The sequence below is a fragment of the Mesorhizobium sp. M1328 genome (assembly GCF_040318075.1).
Taxonomy (GTDB): Bacteria; Pseudomonadota; Alphaproteobacteria; order Rhizobiales; family Rhizobiaceae; genus Mesorhizobium.
This window is the reverse complement of sequence record NZ_JAMYLO010000008.1, coordinates 85060-105116: the sequence shown is the minus strand read 5'-3', so window position 1 is coordinate 105116 and position 20057 is coordinate 85060. Positions and strand designations below refer to the sequence as shown.

The following is a 20057-nucleotide window of genomic DNA, read 5'->3' as shown; positions in this document are numbered from 1 at the left end:
AAGGTGGATCAAAGGGCGTTGGTGGTTTCGGGATCGAACCAGCGGATGCGGTCGGGTTTGGGCAAGAGCCGCAGGTGATCGCCGACAGCGACCGTGACATTCGATTCGAGGATGGCGCGGAACAGGCCGCCCTCGACATCGCAGGTGACCAGCGTGTGCGGTCCGAGCGGCTCGACAACGCGCACGGTGGCGTGCAGCCCTTCGGTGCCGGCGTCGACATCCTCGGGGCGAATGGCGAATTCTATCGTCGGCTTGTCGGATTTGGGGCCAGGCAGCGTCAGCCCGGCGACGGTCCAACTGCCGTCTGCCGCCTTGGTCGCCGGGATGAAATTCATCGGCGGGTTGCCGATGAAGGAGCCGACGAAGCGGGCCGCTGGATTGCGGTAGACCTCTACCGGCGAGGCGGCCTGGACGATACGGCCCTGGTGCATGACGGCGATGCGATCGGCGAGGCTCATCGCCTCGACCTGGTCATGGGTAACGTAGATGGTGGTGGTCTTGGACGCAGCGAGCACGCCCTTGAGTTCGGCGCGCATTTCGAGCCGCAGCAGCGCGTCGAGGTTCGACAGCGGCTCGTCCATCAGGATCACGTCAGGTTCCATCGCGAGCGCCCGAGCGACTGCCACGCGCTGGCGCTGGCCGCCGGAAAGCTGGCCCGAATAGCGCTTCAAAAGCTGCTCGATGTGCATGAGCTCCGCGGTGCGGTTGACGCGCCCCTCGACCTCCTGCTGCGGCAGCTTCTTCATCCGCAGGCCGAAGGCGATGTTCTCGAACACGGTCAGGTGCGGAAACACGGCGTAATTCTGGAACACCATGGCGATGCCGCGCTCGCGCGGCGGCAGATGGTCGACGCGACGGCCGCCGATCCAGACCTCGCCCTGGCTTGGCGTTTCCAGCCCGGCGACGATCCTCAGCAGCGTGGTCTTGCCGCAGCCCGAGGCGCCAAGCAGCACCATGAATTCCTGGTCGGCGATGGTCAGGTCGATCGAATGCAGCGCGGTGAAGCCACCGAAACGTTTTGCGACCTGCTTGATGGCGATCTCAGCCATCGGCGTTCTCTTTTGTGCGCATCATCGGTTGGCGATCCCCCACATGGCGAACAGATATTTGCGAACGGCGAAGATGAAGATCAGCGCCGGGATGACCAGTGCCGCGCCACCGGCGAATTTGAGGTAGAGCGGCGATTCGCCGAGGCTCTGAAGCAGGAAGGCGGTCAGCGTCCGGTTCTCGATGGTGAGCACGGCGGCGGCAAACACCTCGTTCCAGGAGATGGTGAAGGCAAATACCGCCGACGCCGCGATGCCCGGCAGCGCCAGCGGTAGAATGATTTTTCGGAATGCCTGCAATCTCGTGCAGCCGAGCGTCCAGGCCGCTTCCTCCAGCTCAACTGGAATGCCGGAGAAGAGCGAGAAAGTGATCAGCACCGCGAATGGCAGCGCCAGCGTGGTGTGGACCAGCGCCAGCCCGATCGCGGTATCGTCGAGGCCGGTGCGGATGAACATCACCGCCAGCGGTAGCGCCAGCAGCGGCAGCGGGAAGGCGCGGGTCATCAGCACAAGGAAACGGAACGTTTCCTTGCCTGGGAATTCGAACCGCGACAGCGCGTAGCCGGCGGGTGCGCCGAAGCCGATCGAGAGGAGCATCGTCAGCGTGGCGACGAGGACGGAGTTCCACAGCGCCTTGGCGACACCGGCGAAATTGATGAAGAAAGAAAGGCTGCCGAAATCGAATGACGGGAAGAAGCGCTTGGGAAAGGCGGTCACCTCTTCCGGCGACGACAGCGTGTTGACGATCAACAGATAGATCGGCAGCAGCACCCAGACGCAAAGCAGGATGACGGTTGCGACCAGCAACCAGTTGCCCGCTTTGCGGGCCTCAGGCGCGGCGATCGAGAGCTCCGCGACGGTGCTCATATGCGAGCCTCCTTCGGCACACGCAGCACCCGCAGGAAGAACAGCGTGAAGCCGATCGAGATGGCGAGGATGAACAGCGCCATGGCGGCGGCGACATTGTGGTCCTGCAGCGTGAACTGCCAATTGTAGGTCTCGCCCATCAGCACCGGCAGATTGGTGCCGCCGAGTGCTGCAACCACGGCAAAGACCTCAAAGGCAAGGATGACGCGCAGGATGATCGCCGTCTGCAGGCTTGGGCGCAACAGAGGCAGCGTGATCTTGATGAAGCGCTTCCACGGGCTAGCGCCGAAGACCTCGGCTGCCTCGTAATATTCCCGGGGGATCAGCCCCATGCCGGCGACCAGAATGACCATCATGATGGCGGTCGCGCGCCAGATCTCGGCCAGCGCCACGGCAATGAAGATCGTCAGCTTGCTCTGGTAGCCGAGGAACATGACCGGCCTGTCGATGACGCCGAGATTGGAGAGCAAGGTGTTGAGGAAGCCGGACTGGTCGAAGATGGCGAGCCAGATCAGCCCGGCGGCGAGATCGGAGATGCCGAGCGGAATAGCGAAGATGTAAAGCGCGGCGCTGCGCCCGGTTTCAAGCCGCGACACCACCGTTGCCATCAGCAGCGCCATGACCAGCTGGATGGGCACGACGACGGCGCTCAACAGCAGCGTGTTGCGGACCGTGACCGGGAATTTCCAGCTGCCCGCCATGGTGCGGAAATTGTCGAGCGTAAAGCTGCCGTCGCGGGTGAACGCCTCGAAGGCGACCAACACGAACGGGTAGAGGAAAAAGACGCAGAGGAACAGCGTCGCCGGCATCAGCAGCAGATAGGGCAGGGCCTTGCCGTGCATGGAGCGTTCTCTGTTCGGCGTTTGAAAGGGTGGGCGCCCGGCGCGCTAGGTCCGGACGCCCGGGGAGGATTCTTAATCGACCGGGCAGGCGCCTTGCGAGGGTTTGTCGGGCGCCCAGCACGGCGCTTTCGCCTGGTCGATGATCGCCTTCAGCGCCGTCGCCTGTTCGTCGAGCACGCCGTGCACATCCTCGCCGCCGAGCACGATGCGCTCGAAGCTGTCGGTGTAGATCTGATTGAACTTGCCGCCGAGGCCGCCAAGTCCCATTGGCAGCAGCGCCGGCAGCGCATCCGGGGCACCGGTCATGGTGGCGATCACTGGGCTGAAGGCCTTTACCGAGGCCGGCATGTCGTCGGGCAGCTTGACGTCGACGATGGGGAAGAAGTTTGTCGCCTTCAGCGTCGCGATCTGGGTTTCCGGTTTCAGCATATAGGCGACCAGCGCCTTGGCCTCGTCCATGTCAGGCGAGGTCTTCGGGATAGCGACGCCGGCCACCACCGGCATGTAGCCGCGGCCTGCCGGGCCAGCCGGCGCCGGGAAGGCGACGAAGTCATCGGGTTTCTGGTTGAAGGCGTCGGCGAGGCGCGCGACGTGATCGAATGCCACCCAGACTTCGCCGGTTAGCAGCGGCTCCTGCATGAAGGCATAGTTGGTCGAATTCGGGTTGGTGTATTGCCACAATTCCTTGAACTTGTTCCACGCCGTCTCGGCCTCCGCCGAGCGGAACTTGGTCACCATCGAGCCGGTATACGATGGAAGGAGAAAACCCTCGAAGAAACGGTGCTTCAGCCCTTTCGGGCCGGCCGGAAAGCCGAATTTGGGTGAGCCGGTCTTCTCTGCGATGTTTTTCGCCCACTCGATGAGCTGGTCATAGGTGATGGTGTTGAGATCGGCGCCGGCCGGCAGGTATTGCAGCGCCTGCTTGTTGGCCGCCATCAGAAAGGTGGCCTGCATCCATGGCAGGTACTTCTGCTCTCCGGTGCCGAGCATGCCGAGCTTCTTGTAGGTCTCGTTGACCTTGACGCCACCGAGATCGACGCCAGAGAGATCGACAAGGTTCGCGCCGACGGTGGAGAAGTCTCCGTGCAGGCCGCCGAGCACGCCTATGGTGCCGGAGCCGGCCTGCAGTTCGGCCTGAAGGCGGGTGAGCCAGGGCCCGTCCTCGGCGACCTGATAGTCAACCTGGCCGTCAAACCCCTTCAGCACCTCACCGCGCATTTTTTGCGTCTCTTCCACAGGTCGCGCCTGTGTCGACCAGAACAACACCTGCTGGGCTTGTGCTGCGCCGGCAGCGAGCGACAGCGCCAGCACGGCGCCTGCCAATATCCTCAAAGCATTCATCGTCATCTTCCTCCCTGGGTTGCGCCGCGAAGCGGACATCAGTTCTGTCCTGTGGGTACCGAGCCATGGCTTGCTCGCGAGACAAGTGTCGGCCGGACCAGCCGGGTCAGTGGCGCGTCCGGCTTGTTGCGGATGACGGTCAGCAGCATCTCGCCGATCTCGCGCGCGCACTGCCGGATCGAAGCGTCGAAAGTGGTCAACCCCGGCGGGGCATAGGCTGAGGCGGCTATGTTGTCGAAGCCGATCACCGAAAGGTCGCGAGGAACGGCAAGTCCGGCGCGCCCCGCCTCTTCCATCACCGTCAGCGCCAGCTCGTCGAACAGCGCGATAATCGCCGTCGGCCGCTCGGTGGCGTGCAGAAGCCGGTTGATTGCCTGGATGCGGGCACCGCGATCGAAACGCGGCGCCGTCGCCACATAGAGCCTGACGGACGGATCGCCCCGGCGCGCAATCGCGGCAGCGAGCCCGTCCTGTCTGAGATGGCGAAACGTCATCGGCTCGGAAATCGTCACCAGGCCGAAATGGCGGTGTCCGAGATCGTAGAGCATGTCGAAGGCCTCGCCGAAAGCATGTGCGCCATCAGTATCGAGCCAATGGTAGGCAAAGTCGCCGTCGAGCAGCCGGCCATGCGCGACGAACGGGAAATTGCGTCGGCGCAGATAAGCAAGCCGCTCGTCGACCTCGGCGATGCGGGTGACGACGACCCCATCGGCGCGTCCGGATTCGACGACATGGCGAAGCACGGAAAGTTCCGACTGGCCCTGCGCCGCTGCGGCCAGAATCAGGTCGGACCCGTGCGAAACCAACCCTTCGCCGAGCCCGGTGACGAATTCGCCGAGGAAGGAATCGACCAGATTGGGGCCGCGGATCGGCAGCACCATGCCGACAAAACCGCTGCGGCCGGAGACCAGCGTGCGGGCTGCCGTGTTCGGCACATAGCCGGCCTGGCGCGCGGCCTCGGCGACACGTTGGCGCGTTCTCAAGGCGATCTGCTCGTGGCCGGCAAGCGCGCGCGAAACGGTGGTAATCGACAGGTCGAGCTGCGCAGCAAGTTCCTTGAGGGTGGTAACGCGGGTCGGCATCGTTTCCTCCCGAACGAAGTTTGAAACGTTTGTAATCAGTCCAGGTCAAATTGCAAACGTTTTAAATGCGCGCAAGCGGTATTTGATTCTTGCCCGTTGATCCGCTTGGCCCTTGTTCGACCAAGCCAGCAAGCTCCCGGATGGAGATTTAAACGCAGCGGTTGCTTGACTCGGGCGACGCCTTGTGAAAAATTTTGCAACAACTGATAAAAATATCAAAGGGCGGAAATGGTTGGTTTTGGCAACGGCCTGCTGCGCGATGATGAGACCGGGATGGCAGCCCGTGCCGCCTGGCTTCATTATGCTGGCGGCCTGACCCAGTCCGAGGTCGCCAAGCGGCTCGGCCTGACCAGCCTCAAGGCGCATCGCCTCATCACCAAGGCCAATCAGGAAGGCCTGGTCAAAGTCTACATCGACGGCGAAGTCTCCGAATGCGTGGAGCTCGAGGACGAATTGTCCGGCCGGTACGGCCTCGACTATTGCGAGGTGGTTCCGGACTTCGATGCCGAAGACCTGCCGCTCAAGGCGCTCGGCATCGCCGGCGCGCAGTTTCTCAAGCGCGAGATCGAACGCGGCGAAGAGGCGCTGATCGGCGTCGGCCACGGCCGCACGCTTGCCGCCTGCGTGGAATATCTGCCGCGCATATCGGCCGGCAGGATCCGTTTCGTCTCGCTGCTTGGCGGCCTGACGCGCAAGTTCTCGGCCAATCCGCATGACGTCATCCACCGCGTCGCCGAGCGGACTGGTGCGGAGGCCTATGTGATGCCCGTACCGATGTTCGCCAACACGGTCGAGGATCGAACCGTGTTGCTCGGGCAGAAAGGCGTCAGCGATGTCTTCGACCTCGCCAAGTCCGCCGACTTGCTCATCGCCGGCATCGGAACTGCCGAGCGTGAGGCCTCGCTTGTCGCAACCGGCATGATCGAGAAGGGCGAAATGGAGGAAATCCGCAGCAATGGCGGCGTCGGCGAACTGCTCGGCCATTTCTTCGACGATGCCGGAAAGGCTGTTGCGACGACGCTTTCCGACCGGGCGCTGGCACTGGCGCGCGAAGACATCAGCAACCGCAGGATTGTCGCCGTTGCCGGCGGCAAGGTGAAGGTTCGCGCCATCAAGTCAGTGCTGGAGGGCCGCTATCTCAAAGGCCTGATAACCGACGAGCGGACGGCGCGATCGCTCGTGGAACAGACGCCGGTCGGGTAGCCGGCAACCATTTCGTTGAAACTACCCTGTGGAGGAGAAGAGAAATGCATGAGAAAGAGAAAGACCTCATCGACGCGTTCCTGCGTGGACAAGTCGACCGCCGTGGGCTGATCAAGGGCCTCGGTGCAATGGGCCTTGCCGCCAGCACCGCCGGCACCCTGCTCAACCTCGGGCAGACCCGCGCCCTGGCGGCTGATTTCGACTGGCAGGCCCATAAGGGCAAGACCATCAAGCTGCTGCTCAACAAGCATCCCTACGCCGATGCGATGATTGCCGACCTCGACAACTTCAAGCAGCTGACCGGCATGGAAGTCGTCTACGACGTATTTCCGGAAGACGTCTATTTCGACAAGGTCACCGCGGCACTGTCGGCCAGCTCACCCGAATACGATGCCTTCATGACCGGCGCCTACATGACCTGGACCTACGGTCCGGCCGGCTGGATCACCGACCTCAACGAATGGATCAAGGATCCGGCTAAGACCAACCCGAAATATGCCTGGGACGACTTCCTGCCTGGCGTCAGGAGTTCTTGCGCCTGGAACGGGCAGCCCGGCGGCGTGCTCGGGTCGGAAGACGCCAAGCAATGGTGCATTCCGTGGGGCTTCGAGCAGAACAACATCACCTACAACAAGGGCATGTTCGACAAAGTCGGCGTCAGCGTTCCCGGCAATATGGATGAGATGGTAGCTACGGCAGCGAAGCTCACCAAGGACGTCGGTGGCGGTGTCTACGGCATCGGCGTGCGCGGCTCGCGCTCCTGGGCGACGATCCACCCAGGCTTCCTGTCGGCTTACGCCAATTTCGACCAGAAGGACCTGAACGTCTCGGCCGACGGCAAATTGTCGGCCGCGATGAGCACCGCCGAATCCAAGGCTTTCCACAAACAGTGGGTCCAGATGATCCAGGAGAGCGGCCCCAAGGACTGGTCGACCTACACCTGGTACCAAGTCGGTACCGATCTCGGTGCCGGCGCCTCGGCGATGATTTTCGACGCCGATATCCTCGGCTACTTCATGAATGGCGGCGACAACAAAATGGCCGGCAAGCTCGCCTTTTCCGCTTTCAAGGCCAATCCCGCCGCCAAGGCACCGACGCCCAACATCTGGATCTGGTCGCTGTCGATGTCCAATTTCTCGAAGGACAAGGACGCCACCTGGTACTTCATGCAATGGGCATCCGGACCCGAGCACGGTCTGTTCGGTGCGACCAAGATGGACTTCGTCAATCCGGTCCGTCAGTCGGTCTGGAAGGACGAGATGTTCCGCGACAAACTGAACAAGAGCTATCCGGGCTATGTCGAGATGTTCGACGTCTCGGCACCGGGCGCCAGCATCAAGTTCACTCCGCAGCCGCTGTTCTTCGATCTCACCACCGAATGGGCGGCGACGCTGCAGAAGATGGTGGCCAAGGAAGTGCCAGTCGACGAGGGCCTCGACAAGTTGGCCGAGAGCATCAACGGCCAGCTCAAGGAAGCCGGGCTCGGCTAAGCCGCGGCCAGGGCTGGCCCGTCCCGCGGGCCAGCCTTTAGGATGTGACACGTTTGCGAAGCGGTGCCGAGCGGTACCGCCTGCTCGCCCGACCGGCCGCCTTGCTCCCTTGGGCGGCCGGGACGGCGAAGCAACAGGATGACGGAGCAGCAGATGACTGCGGCGACAACACAAAGAAACAGGCCGTCGGGCTTCAGGATCAGCAAGCGGGTGCTGCCCTATCTCCTCAGCTTGCCGGCCCTGCTGGTCTGCATCGGCATCCTGATCCCGTTCTTCACATCGGTGGTCTATTCTTTCCAGCGCTACCGATTGAGCCAGCCTTGGGCGCGGCAGTTCAACTGGGGCGACAACTACATCTCGTTCTTCACTGACCCGAAGTTCTGGAACACGCTGCAGGTGTCGCTGCTCTACGCCGGCATCACCGTCGTGCTCGAGCTGCTTCTCGGTCTCGGCATCGCCATGCTGCTACAAAAGCGCTCGACGCTGAACAACTTTATCTCGATCATGCTGTTGATGCCGCTGATGACCGCGCCGGCGCTCGCCGCGCTGATGTGGAAGCTGATGACCAATCCCGGCTTTGGCGTGCTCAGCTATCTCGCCAGCCTGATCGGGCTGCAGGATTTCCGCTGGGCCTCGTCTCCGTCCACGGCACTGCTCACCGTCGTGCTTGTCGACATCTGGGTCTACACGCCGTTCATCATGATCCTGCTGCTTGCCGGCCTGCGCAGCCTGCCCACGCAGCCATTCGAGGCGGCAGCACTCGACGGCGTGCCGAGGAGCTTCGTTTTCTTCCGCATCACCCTGCCGATGCTGACCCCCTATATCCTGACGGCGACATTGTTCCGCCTGCTCGATTCCATCCAGCAGTTTGACATCATCTATGCCATGACGCAGGGCGGTCCGGGCGATACGCTGACCGTGTTCCAGGTTGAGGCTTATCTCAACTTCTTCCAGTCGACCAATGTCGGCCGCTCGGCGGCGCTGATGATCATTCTGTGGGCGATCACCTATTTCCTCTCGAATATTTTCATCAAGAACTGGCTGCGGCTGCGCGAACGCGCCCGCGGACAGGCATAGGAGGCTGGCATGGAACACACCTCCCTTCTCGAACGCATCCTGCGCGGCATTGCCTTGGCGCTGGTCGTGATCTTCTTCATGTTCCCGATCGTCTGGATCCTGATGATGTCGTTCCAGACCAACGAGACAATCCTGCGGATTCCGCCGCAGCTTGTCTTCGAGCCGACGCTCGCCAACTACACTGCCTTGATCACCGGCAAGCTGATGACGGCAGCCGGCACGCTCGATATCGCCTTCATGCGCAATCTGTGGAATTCCGTCTTTCTGTCGGTCACCTCGGTTGCCGTCGCGTTGCTGCTCGGCGTTCCCGCGGCCTACGCCTTTGCGCGGCACAAATTCCGCGGCTCGGAGGACATTGCCTTCACGCTCCTGTCGTTCCGGTTCGCGCCGGCGCTGCTGGTGCTCCTGCCGCTCACCCTCTATTTCCAGAAGCTCGGGCTGGCCAACACCTATATCGGGCTGATCTGGGTCTACCAGCTGATCTGCCTGCCGTTGATCCTGTGGATCGTGCGCGGTTATTTCGAGGATATCCCCGCCGATATCGAATACGCCTACCGCATTGCCGGACATTCCTGGTTTGCCACCTTTCGCAAGATCGCGCTGCCGCTCGCCGGTCCGGGAATCGCCGCTGCCGGTCTGCTCGCCTTCATCTTTGCCTGGAACAATTTCGTTTTTGCATTGGTGCTCGCCTCGGCCGACAAGCAGCCGGTGACGGTCGGCGCGCTCGCCTTCATCACGTCCTCGGGCATCCAGTACGGCCAGATCTCGGCGGCGATCGTGCTGTCGATCACGCCGACGCTGGCGCTCGCGCTCTATGCGCAACGCTATCTCGTCGAAGGCTTGTCGCTTGGCGCGGTGAAAGGATAGTCCGATGGCAAGCCTCGAACTGCGAAACATCGTCAAGCGCTATAAAAGCCAGACCGTTCTCGACAATCTGTCGTTGACCGTCGCCGACGGCGAAACGCTGGTCCTGTTCGGACCGTCCGGCGCCGGCAAGACCGTGCTGCTGCGGCTGGTCGCCGGCGTCATCGACCCCGACGAGGGAAAGATCCTCATCGGCGGCGAGGACATGACCGATCTCGACGCCGAGTTCCGTGGCGTCGGCATGGCATTCCAGAACTTCGCGCTGTTCCCGCATATGACGGCGTTCGATAACATCGCGACGCCGCTGCAGGCGAAGCACTCATCGCAGGGCACGATCAAGGCCGGCGTCGAGAGCGTCGCCAAGTTGTTGAAAATCGGCCATGTGCTCAGCCACAAGCCGCGGGCGCTGTCCAACGGCCAGAAGCAACGCACCGCGCTTGCCCGCGCGCTGGTCGGCTCGCCGCCGCTTCTCCTGCTCGACGATCCCTTGCGCAACGTCGATGCCAAATTGCGCTTCGAAATGCGCCTCGAACTGCCAAGGCTGCTCGCCGATCGCGGCGCGACCGTCATCTACGTCACCCAGGACTACAAGGAAGCGATGGCGCTCGGCGACCGCATCGCGGTGATGTCGCAGGGCGTCGTCAAACAGCTCGGCACGCCCGAGCAGATCTATCGCGAGCCGGCCAATGTCGAGATTGCCCGGCTGTTCGGCGACCCGACGATCAACCTTCTGGACGTCAAGCCGTCGCGGGACGCCAAGGGCATCTATGTCGGCCTGTCCAACGTCCAGGTCCATCTTGCCGGCGCTCATGAGGCGGTGGTCGGCCGCGACTGCGTGATCGGTTTGCGGCCGGAGGCACTGGCCTTTGTCGATGAAGGCACGCCCGGCGCCATCCCGGTGACGGTCGAGGCTGAGACGCCGCTCAACGAGAAGATCGTCACGCTGGTGCGAACCGTGCGCGGCCGTGAAATCCTGGTCTCGCGTCCGTCCGGGACGCCGGGCCAATCCGAAGGCCGGGCGCATATCGCCGTCGATAGCAAAAGCGCCGTGCTGTTCGATCGGGCAAGCGGCGAGCGTATCGGCTCGAAGAATGTCGTCAATTTGCGCAGTGGAGAAGCGGCATGAGCCCGACCGCAATCACCATTTCGGGCGTCGACAAGTTCTACGGTCCGATCGACCGCGGCGTACACGCCGTCAAGAACCTGACGATGGAAATCGCCAAGGGCGAGATCGTGGCGCTGCTCGGCTCGTCCGGCTGCGGCAAGACCTCGACATTGCGCATGATCGCAGGCTTCGAAGAGGTCTCGCGCGGCACCATCGCGGTTGCCGGCCGCAAAGTGCACACGTTGCCGCCGGTCAGGCGCAACGTCGCAATGGCCTTCGAGGGCTATTCGCTCTACCCGCCGCTGACCGTGCGTGAGAACATCGCCTTCGCCCTCAAGGCCGCCAGGCTGGCGAAGAGTGCGGTCGATGCAAAGGTTGCCAACATCGCCAAGCTTCTCGAGATCGAGGACATTCTCGAGCGCTATCCGAGCTCGATCTCCGGCGGCCAGCAGCAGCGCGCCAGCCTCGGCCGGGCGCTGATCCGCGAGGCCGACCTGCATCTGCTGGACGAGCCGATGGGCCAGCTCGAGCCGCAGCTTCGCGCCGTGCTGCGCGGCCGCATCAAGCATTTCATCAAGGAGCGCGGCCTGACCGCGATCCTGGTCACGCACGACCAGACTGAGGCCAACGCGCTTGCCGACCGCATCGCCGTCATGGAGGGCGGCGTGCTGCAGCAGTTCGACACGCCTGACAGGCTCAAGGAGCGGCCGGCAAACCTGTTTACCGGCACATTCGTCGGCGAGCCGCCGATGAATGTCTTCGAGGCCTATGTCGGCACAGCTGACGGCAAGATCAATCTCAAGCTGCCCGACGGGCTTTCGCTCGACTACGACAAGGATGCGTTCAGCGGCCCGGTTCGCGACGAATTGCTCAACCGGCAGCGCGTCGTCATCGGCGTCAGGCCCTATGCGGTCCGCCGCTCGAAGGATGGTGTGCCGGCGACGGTTTCGGCCAATCAATGGCTCGGCGACCAGACCCATATCGCCGCCGATTTCGCCGGCGGTTCGCTGGTCCTGGTCGAACATGACCGAACCCGCTTGGAGCTTGGCGCGCCGATCAAGATCAGCATCGATCCGAAAAACCTTCACGTCTTCGATCAGGCGAGCGGCAATGCCATTTCGCACGGCACGGAGCTTGCTTGATGCAGGATGTGCTGATCGGCATCGACGCCGGCACGTCTGTCATAAAATCCGTCGCCTTCGACACGGCGGGCAGGCAGATCGCGTCCGCCGCGCTGCCCAATAAATACGAGACACTGCCGGGCGGCGGCGCCGAGCAGGACCTGACGCGCACCTGGGCCGATACCGCGACGACCTTGCGCCAGCTCGCCGACAAGGTGCCGAACCTAGCCAGCCGGACCATTGCCGTTGCCGTGACCGGCCAAGGCGACGGCACCTGGCTGATCGACAAGGATGGTGAGCCGGTAGCCAAGGGCTGGCTGTGGCTCGACGCGCGCGCTGCTGCGGTCGTCGAGGAGATCCGCGCGCGGCCAGAGGACCGGCTGCGCTTCGAAAAGACCGGCAGCGGGCTCGCTGCCTGCCAGCAGGGATCGCAGTTCGTCTTCATGAAGCGCCACATGCCCGCGATGCTTGCCAATGCAGCGACGGCCTTCCACTGCAAGGACTGGCTCTATTTCAAGTTGACCGGTCACCGTGCCACCGACCCGTCCGAGGGCACCTTTACCTTCGGCGACTTCCGCACGCGCGGCTATTCAGATGATGTGCTCGAGGTACTCGGCGTCACCGATCTCAGGCATCTACTGCCGCCCATCGTCGATGGCACCAGGCAAAGCACCTCGCTGTCGGTAGCAGCAGCCGATGCGACCGGCCTGCTCGCCGGCACACCGGTCGTTCTGGCCTATGTCGATGTCGCCTGCACGGCGCTCGGCGCCGGCCTGTTCGATCGCGAGCGCAAGCCGGGATGCTCGATCATCGGCTCTACCGGAATGCATATGCGGCTTGCCGAAACGCCGGACGAGGTTCTGCTCAACGAGGCTGCAACCGGCTACACGATGACGATGCCGGCACCGGGCGTCTTTGCGCAGATGCAGTCGAACATGGCGGCAACGCTCAATATCGACTGGGTCCTTGGCCTCGCCTCCGGCATTCTCGCCTCGCAAGGTATCACGCGGACCAATGGCGAGATGATCGCGCTGGTCGACCAGTGGATATCGTCGTCCGAGCCAGGCTCGCTGCTCTACCAGCCCTATGTCTCGGAGGCCGGCGAGCGCGGGCCGTTCGTCGATGCCAATGCCAGGGCCGGCTTCGTTGGCATTTCGTCCAGGCACGGCTATGCCGACATGGTCCGCGCGGTGTTCGAGGGGCTGGCTTTCGCGGCACGCGATTGCTACGCCGCGATGGGGCCGCTGCCCAAGGAAATCCGCCTGACCGGCGGAGCGGCCAGGAGCCCGGCTCTGCGCAAGATCCTGGGTGCTGCGGTCGGCGCGGACATTCGCACCAGCGAGCGCGAGGAGGCCGGCGCTGCGGGCGCTGCAATGATTGCTGCGGTCTGCGTCGGCCAGTACGTATCGATGGACGATTGCGTCAGTGAATGGGTCACGCCTTTGCTCCGTGCGGCCGAGCCCAGCGACCGGAAACTTGCCGCCGCCTATGAGGCGATTGCTCCGTCCTACGCATTGGCGCATGAGGCGCTGCGGCCGGTCTGGCGTTCGATGGCCGCATCCAGACAAACTGACGTGAATTGAGAAGAGCATGCGCAAAAAAATTGCGATCATCGGTGACCGCTTCATGCTTCCGGACGTGTTTCGCGAGAAAATCGAGGCGGCCTGCGGCGATAATCTCGACATCCGCACCATTGAGACTGCATGGCCCGACGAGCCGATGGAATTCGGCAATGCTGCGCTCGGCCTCGACAAGGTCAAGGAGTATTTCGGTGATCCTGACGAGGTGGTCGATTTTATCGGCGATGCCGAAATTTTTGTTACCCAGCTTGCGCCGCTCTCCGAAGCCATGATGCAGCGCCTGCCGACGCTGAAGCTGGTTGCGGTATCGCGCGGCGGGCCGATCAACATCGACATGGCGGCCGCCAAGGCCCATGGCATCACGGTGGTCAATGTGCCCGGTCGCAATGCCAGCGCCGTGGCCGAGTTCACCATCGGCGCCATTCTCGCCGAGACGCGGCTGATCCGCGTCGGCCACGAAGCCTTGCGCAAGGGCGAGTGGCGCGGCGATCTCTACCGCGCCGACCGCACCGGCCGCGAGCTCAACGAAATGACCGTCGGCGTCATCGGCTACGGCAATATCGGCACCAGGCTGGTTCGGCTGCTGCGCGCGTTCGGCTGCCGCATCCTGGTTTGCGATCCCTATGTGCAATTGAGCGCCGAGGACCGCAATACCGGCGTCGAGCTGGTTGCGCTGGACGATCTGCTGTCGCGCTCCGATGTGGTCACGCTGCACTCCCGGGTCACCGAAGAGACGCGCGGTCTGATCGGCAAGGACGCCATTGCCCGGATGAAGCCGGGCGTGATCTTCGTCAACACCGCGCGCGGACCGCTGGTCGACTACGATGCGCTTTATGAGGCGCTCGTCTCGGGGCACATCGGCAGCGCCATGCTGGAAACGTTCGCCGTCGAGCCGGTGCCTGCCGACTGGCCCTTGCTGCAGCTGCCGAACGTGACACTGACGCCGCATATCGCCGGCGCGTCGGTGCGCACGGTGACTTATGCGGCCGAGCAGGCGGCCGAGGAAGTGCGCCGCTTCATCGCCGGTCTGCCTCCGGTCAATCCATGCTGACGACAGGGCATAGAGCGAGATGAGCGGTGAAACCGAAATCGTCGACCTCTTCGTCATCGGCGGCGGCGTCAATGGCGCCGGGATCGCGCGCGATGCGGCAGGCCGGGGCCTGTCGGTCATTCTTTGCGAAAAAGACGATCTCGCCGAGGGCACCAGTTCGCGATCGGGAAAGCTCGTTCATGGCGGTTTGCGTTATCTCGAATATTACGAGTTCCGCCTGGTGCGCGAGGCGCTGATCGAGCGCGAGGTGCTGCTCGAATCCGCGCCGCACATCATCTGGCCGATGCGCTTCGTGCTGCCACACAGCCCCGATGACCGGCCGGCCTGGCTGGTCCGGCTCGGCCTGTTCCTCTACGACCATCTTGGCGGCCGCAAGCGGCTGCCGGCCACGCGCACGCTCGACCTGCGCACCGCGCCAGAAGGCGCGCCGATCAAGGACGCCTTCAAGCGCGGCTTCGAATATTCCGACTGCTGGGTCGACGACGCCCGCCTGGTCGTCATCAACGCGCTCGACGCCGCCGAGCGCGGAGCCAGGATATTCACCCGCACCGCCTGCATTGCCGCCCGTCGCGAAAACGGCCTGTGGTCGGTGGAGATGCGCGACGGTCGAACCGGCGTCAGGACCACAGTCCGGGCACGGGCGCTGATCAATGCCGCCGGTCCCTGGGTCAATGACGTCATCAACCGCGTGGCTGGCCAGAACTCCAAGCGGAACGTGCGCCTGGTCAAGGGCAGCCACATCGTCGTGCCAAAATTCTGGGAAGGGCGACAGGCCTATCTCGTCCAAAACAGCGACAAGCGCGTGATCTTCATCAATCCCTATCAAAACGATCTCGCGCTGATCGGTACCACCGATATTCCCTATGACGGGCGGCCGGAGGACGTGACCGCGGATGCCGGCGAGATCGATTATCTGATCAAGGTGGTCAACCGCTACTTCAAGCGCCAGCTTGCGCGCAGCGACGTCGTTCGTTCGTTTTCCGGCGTCAGGCCGCTCTATGACGACAATGCCGACAATCCGAGCGCGGTGACCCGCGATTATATTTTCGAACTCGACGCTTCGGCAGGGCAGGCGCCGCTGCTTTCCGTCTTCGGCGGCAAGATCACCACCTTCCGTAAATTGGCCGAGCACGCGCTGGACCGCATCGCCCCGTTCTTTCCGAAGATGGGCAAGCCGTGGACCTCGAAAGGGCATCTGCCGGGCGGCGATATCGCCAATGCCGATTTCGAGCAGTTCCTCGGTGACCTCGGCCACGAATATCCCTGGATGCCGGCATCGCTGGTCAAGCATTATGGCCGACTCTACGGCACAAGGACGCGTGATCTGGTCGGCACGGCTGGTTCGCTCGCCGAACTGGGCCGGCGCTTCGGCAAGGATTTTTTCGAGCGCGAAGCCAACTACCTGTTCGAGCACGAATGGGCCGAGACCGCGGCCGATATTCTCGAACGACGCACCAAGCATGGCCTGCATCTGTCCGGCGCGGAAAGAGAAGCGTTCGAAGACTGGTGTTCGAGTCGGCTGGCGAAGGCCGGCTGATGGCTTTTGCGCTATCCCTCAACACCAATCCGCTGGTCAACCGTTTTGCCGAGCCGGACGACCTGATCGATACGATCGCCTACGCGATCGGCATCCGAGACGTTCAGCTCACGCATGAGTTCGTCAATCCCGGCTGGCCGGCGGCGACGATCGCCAAATTCATCCGCCTGTTCCGCTCCGCTCTCACCCGCACCGGTGTGCGCGTAACATCGGCGATGACCGGCCCCTACGGCAGGCTCAATCATTTCGGCCATCCCGACGCCGACGTGCGGCGCTATTATGTCGACTGGTTCAAGACTTTTGCCGAAATTTCGGCCGAACTCGGCGCTGCCGGCATGGGCACGCAATTCGCGATCTTCACCCATCGTGACTACGACGATCCTGAGCGTCGCGCGCGGCTTTTCGACATCGCGCTGGAATGCTGGCGTGAGGTTGCCGAGCATGCCCGGGCCGCCGGCTTGACCTACCTGTTCTGGGAGCCGATGTCGGTCGGCCGCGAATTCGGCCACACGATCGAGAGCTGCCGCGCGCTGCAGCGCGAAATCAATGCGACCGGCACGGCGATCCCGCTCAAGATGATGGTCGACATCGACCATGGCGACGTGACGTCGAGCAATCCGGACGACATCGACCCTTATGCCTGGGCCGAAGCTTTTCCAAAGGAATCGCCGATCATCCACATCAAGCAATCGTCGATGAACAAGGGTGGCCATTGGCCGTTCATTGCCGCCCACAACAAGGACGGCCGCATCACGCCGGAAAAGCTGCTGGAGACGATTCGCCGGGGCGGCGGCATCGGCAACGAGATCTGCCTCGAATTGTCGTTCCGCGAACGCGAGCCGGTCGACCATCAGGTCGTCGCCATGATCCGCGAGTCGGTCGACTACTGGGCGCCCTTCATCGAGACCGGCAGGGCCGATCTGTTGCCGCGAGCATGATGGGATGAGCAGGAGCCGAGGCGGCTCCTGCTCAGAACCGGAATATGTCAGCCAAATTTCGGATCGAGGCTTCCGGACTTGTAGCGTTTGGCCATTTCCGGCAGCGGCAGCGGCTTGATCTTGGAAGCGTTGCCGGCGGTGCCGAATTGCTCGAAGCGCTCCTTGCACAGCTTCCGCATGGCTGCCATTGCCGGCGTCAGATATTTGCGCGGATCGAATTCGCTCGGATTCTCGGTCAGCACCTTGCGGATCGCGCCGGTCAGCGCCATGCGGTTGTCGGTATCGATATTGATCTTGCGCACGCCATGCTTGATGCCGCGCTGAATCTCCTCGACCGGCACGCCCCATGTCGGCTTCATCTGGCCGCCATATTTGTTGATGATCTCCTGCAACTCCTCCGGCACCGAGGACGAGCCGTGCATGACGAGATGCATGTTAGGCAAGCGGCGGTGGATTTCCTCGATGACGTTCATGGCCAGTACAGCGCCGTCCGGCTTGCGGCTGAACTTGTAGGCGCCGTGGCTGGTGCCCATGGCGACTGCCAGCGCATCGACATGGGTGTCGCGCACGAACTGTTCGGCCTGTACCGGATCGGTCAGCAACTGGTCGTGGCTGATGACGCCCTCGACGCCATGGCCGTCTTCCTGTTCGCCGCCGCCCATCTCAAGCGATCCAAGAACGCCGATCTCGCCTTCCACCGACACGCCGCCCCAATGCGCCATGTCGACGACGCGGCGGGTGATGCCGGAATTATAGGCGTAGTCGGCGGGTGTCTTGCCGTCCTCCTTTAGCGATCCGTCCATCATCACCGAAGTGAAGCCGTGCTGGATCGCGGTGACGCAAGTGGCTTCGTTGTTGCCATGGTCGAGATGCATGCAGACCGGGATATCGGGATGGATTTCGACCAGCGCATCGATCAGTTTGGCAAGCACGACGTCGTTGGCGTAGGCCCGCGCGCCGCGGCTCGCCTGCAGGATGACCGGCGATTTGGTCTCCTCGGCGGCCTCCATGATAGCGAGGCCCTGTTCCATATTGTTCATGTTGAAGGCAGGCACGCCATAGCCGTATTCGGCGGCATGATCGAGCAATTGTCTCAGTGTGATGCGAGCCACTCAGTAGTCTCCCGTATCCGGTTTCGAGCCAGTGTTTGCGGGCTGTTCGGTTGTCGTCGAGCCCCTGATGCTTCTGGCCGCATTTCCGCGGCACCGCAACCGCTGGGCGCTCGGCCGGCAGCAATTCTTGTTACAGCACGCGACCAGAAGCGTCATGATATCTCATAGAGACATAACATTATCACAAAAAATTTGGTGGCTGTGCGACGTTTCCTGTTATATCTCGGAACGTGCGTTCGGGTTGCACGAGGAATCCGCGGAAATGAAGAGCGACGGCCGCCGGCAAGGCATCATGGATTTTCTGATGGACACCGGCACCGCCAGTGTCGACGATCTTGCCTCGCGCTTCGGCGTCTCCAAGATGACCGTCCACCGTGATCTCGACGAGCTCGAGGAAAGCGGTTTTCTGCGCAAGGTGCGCGGCGGCGCCTCGATCCAGCCGAGCAGCCTTTTCGAGAGCGATTTCCGTTACCGCCAGCGGCTGGCCGGCGATGAAAAGCAGCGCATCGCCGCCGCCGCCGTGACGATGATCGAACCGGGCCAGACGGTGATTATCGACGATGGCTCAACCGCGGGCGGCGTTGCTCGGCACCTTGCCGATCTGCGTCCGCTGACGGTGATCTCGAACAACCTGGCTGTCATCCAGGATTTGGCGGGCGTTGCCGGGATTAACCTGATTGCGCTCGGCGGCCAGTACAGCAAGAAGTTCCACGGCTTCTTCGGCCTGCTCGCCGAGGACACGCTGAAATCATTGCGCGCCGATGTCGCTTTCCTGTCGTCATCGGCCATACATGGTGCCTCTGCCTTTCACCAAGATCAGGAAGTGGTCCAGACCAAACGGCTGATGATGGCCGCAGCCGCGCGCAAATATCTGCTGGTCGATCATGGGAAATTCGGCCGCACCGCCTTGCATTTCCTGACCGATCTCAAGGCTTTCGATACCGTCTTCACCGGCCGCGAGCCGCAGCCGCAGATGCGCGCGGCGCTGGATGGTGCTGGCGTTTCGCTGACAGTGATCGCAGAGTAGGAGAGCACGCATGGTTTACTGGGTCGGCACCAGCTGGAAAATGAACAAGACGCTCGCCGAGGCGATGGCTTTCGCCGATGCATTGGCCGAGTTCGTCCCCGGTTTCGACGAGCGCATTCAGCCCTTCGTCATCCCGCCCTTCACGGCGATACGCGAGGTCAAGAAAGCGCTGTCGCCGGCGCGCATCAAGGTCGGCGCGCAGAACATGCATTGGGCTGACGCTGGCGCCTGGACCGGCGAGATCTCGCCGATAATGCTGAAAGACTGCGAACTTGATATGGTAGAGTTGGGCCACAGCGAACGGCGCGAGCATTTCGGCGAGACCGACAAGGCTGTCGGGCTGAAGACTGCGGCGGCGGTGAAGCACGGTCTCGTGCCACTGATCTGCGTCGGCGAGACCTTGGCTCAACGCGACAGCGGCCAGGCCGATGCGGTGCTGGCCTTGCAGGTGCACGGCGCGCTGCAGTTTCTCGAAGGCGCGGCCAAGGCGGCGACTATCCTGTTCGCCTATGAGCCGGTCTGGGCGATCGGTGACAAGGGTGTGCCGGCAAGCTCGGACTATGCCGGCCGACAGCAGGCGCTGATCAAGAAAATCGCCGGCGACCTCCTGCCGGCCATACCGCCGGTGCTTTATGGCGGCAGCGTCAATCCGCAAAATGCCGCCGAACTGATCGGACAGTCTCATATCGACGGCTTGTTCATCGGCCGTTCCGCCTGGCAGGCGGAAGGCTATATAGACATCCTCAAACGCGCCTCGGCGGCGATCTAAGCATC

The 20057-nt window shown here is 62.8% G+C and carries 18 protein-coding genes; 12 read left to right on the top strand and 6 right to left on the bottom strand.

Translation table 11 applies throughout. From position 1 onward, the window contains the following. Positions 1-8: 8 nt before the first annotated feature. The 5 genes from NKH23_RS16725 to NKH23_RS16705 form a co-directional block, all read right to left on the bottom strand. Positions 9-1049 (bottom strand): ABC transporter ATP-binding protein, encoded by a 1041-nt coding sequence (locus tag NKH23_RS16725; RefSeq protein WP_352912848.1) that lies wholly within the window; start codon positions 1047-1049, stop codon positions 9-11. Between the two features lie 21 nt (positions 1050-1070). Further along, on the bottom strand, positions 1071-1913 hold the full coding sequence (locus NKH23_RS16720; protein WP_352717854.1) for a carbohydrate ABC transporter permease: 843 nt from the start codon (positions 1911-1913) through the stop codon (positions 1071-1073). Next, positions 1910-2755: a carbohydrate ABC transporter permease gene (locus NKH23_RS16715; RefSeq protein WP_352977868.1), complete on the bottom strand. Its 846-nt coding sequence runs from the start codon at positions 2753-2755 to the stop codon at positions 1910-1912. The genes NKH23_RS16720 and NKH23_RS16715 overlap by 4 nt, the downstream gene beginning before the upstream one ends. A 72-nt stretch (positions 2756-2827) precedes the next feature. Further along, entirely contained in the window at positions 2828-4096 is a 1269-nt protein-coding gene (locus NKH23_RS16710; RefSeq protein WP_352912846.1) for an ABC transporter substrate-binding protein, read from the bottom strand. A gap of 38 nt (positions 4097-4134) precedes the next feature. Continuing rightward, positions 4135-5178, bottom strand: coding sequence for a substrate-binding domain-containing protein (locus NKH23_RS16705; protein WP_352717858.1), 1044 nt, complete (start codon positions 5176-5178; stop codon positions 4135-4137). Between the two features lie 228 nt (positions 5179-5406). Between NKH23_RS16705 and NKH23_RS16700 the strand changes: the two genes are divergently transcribed. The 10 genes from NKH23_RS16700 (at position 5407) to NKH23_RS16655 (ending at position 17144) form a co-directional block, all read left to right on the top strand. Continuing rightward, positions 5407-6381: a sugar-binding transcriptional regulator gene (locus NKH23_RS16700; protein WP_352717860.1), complete on the top strand. Its 975-nt coding sequence runs from the start codon at positions 5407-5409 to the stop codon at positions 6379-6381. 44 nt (positions 6382-6425) lie between these two features. After that, positions 6426-7871 (top strand): ABC transporter substrate-binding protein, encoded by a 1446-nt coding sequence (locus NKH23_RS16695; protein WP_352717862.1) that lies wholly within the window; start codon positions 6426-6428, stop codon positions 7869-7871. Between the two features lie 153 nt (positions 7872-8024). Further along, a complete protein-coding gene (locus NKH23_RS16690) occupies positions 8025-8948 on the top strand; it encodes a carbohydrate ABC transporter permease (RefSeq protein WP_352717864.1) in 924 nt (307 codons plus the stop codon). 9 nt (positions 8949-8957) lie between these two features. Beyond that, a complete protein-coding gene (locus NKH23_RS16685; protein WP_023676025.1) occupies positions 8958-9815 on the top strand; it encodes a carbohydrate ABC transporter permease in 858 nt (285 codons plus the stop codon). Between the two features lie 4 nt (positions 9816-9819). Further along, on the top strand, positions 9820-10938 hold the full coding sequence (locus tag NKH23_RS16680; protein WP_352717866.1) for an ABC transporter ATP-binding protein: 1119 nt from the start codon (positions 9820-9822) through the stop codon (positions 10936-10938). Then, entirely contained in the window at positions 10935-12059 is a 1125-nt protein-coding gene (locus NKH23_RS16675) for an ABC transporter ATP-binding protein (protein ID WP_352717867.1), read from the top strand. The genes NKH23_RS16680 and NKH23_RS16675 overlap by 4 nt, the downstream gene beginning before the upstream one ends. Further along, positions 12059-13621 carry an FGGY-family carbohydrate kinase gene (locus NKH23_RS16670; protein ID WP_352717869.1) on the top strand — a complete coding sequence of 521 codons (1563 nt, stop codon included), beginning with the start codon at positions 12059-12061 and terminating at the stop codon, positions 13619-13621. The genes NKH23_RS16675 and NKH23_RS16670 overlap by 1 nt, the downstream gene beginning before the upstream one ends. A 7-nt stretch (positions 13622-13628) precedes the next feature. Next, positions 13629-14669 carry a 2-hydroxyacid dehydrogenase gene (locus NKH23_RS16665; protein ID WP_352717871.1) on the top strand — a complete coding sequence of 347 codons (1041 nt, stop codon included), beginning with the start codon at positions 13629-13631 and terminating at the stop codon, positions 14667-14669. A 19-nt stretch (positions 14670-14688) separates the two neighbouring features. After that, positions 14689-16206, top strand: coding sequence for a glycerol-3-phosphate dehydrogenase (locus tag NKH23_RS16660; protein ID WP_352717872.1), 1518 nt, complete (start codon positions 14689-14691; stop codon positions 16204-16206). After that, a complete protein-coding gene (locus NKH23_RS16655) occupies positions 16206-17144 on the top strand; it encodes a sugar phosphate isomerase/epimerase family protein (RefSeq protein WP_352718003.1) in 939 nt (312 codons plus the stop codon). The genes NKH23_RS16660 and NKH23_RS16655 overlap by 1 nt, the downstream gene beginning before the upstream one ends. Before the next feature lie 47 nt (positions 17145-17191). On the opposite strand, the gene fba is transcribed toward NKH23_RS16655, so the two are convergent. Then, a complete protein-coding gene (gene fba, locus NKH23_RS16650; RefSeq protein WP_352717873.1) occupies positions 17192-18256 on the bottom strand; it encodes a class II fructose-bisphosphate aldolase in 1065 nt (354 codons plus the stop codon). Between the two features lie 262 nt (positions 18257-18518). Here fba and NKH23_RS16645 point away from each other — a divergent pair, with 262 nt between their 5' ends. Both NKH23_RS16645 and NKH23_RS16640 read left to right on the top strand, forming a co-directional pair. Next, positions 18519-19283, top strand: coding sequence for a DeoR/GlpR family DNA-binding transcription regulator (locus NKH23_RS16645; protein WP_292653840.1), 765 nt, complete (start codon positions 18519-18521; stop codon positions 19281-19283). A gap of 10 nt (positions 19284-19293) precedes the next feature. Beyond that, complete coding sequence (locus tag NKH23_RS16640; RefSeq protein WP_352717874.1) at positions 19294-20052, top strand: triose-phosphate isomerase; 759 nt, start codon at positions 19294-19296, stop codon at positions 20050-20052. Positions 20053-20057 lie beyond the last annotated feature (5 nt).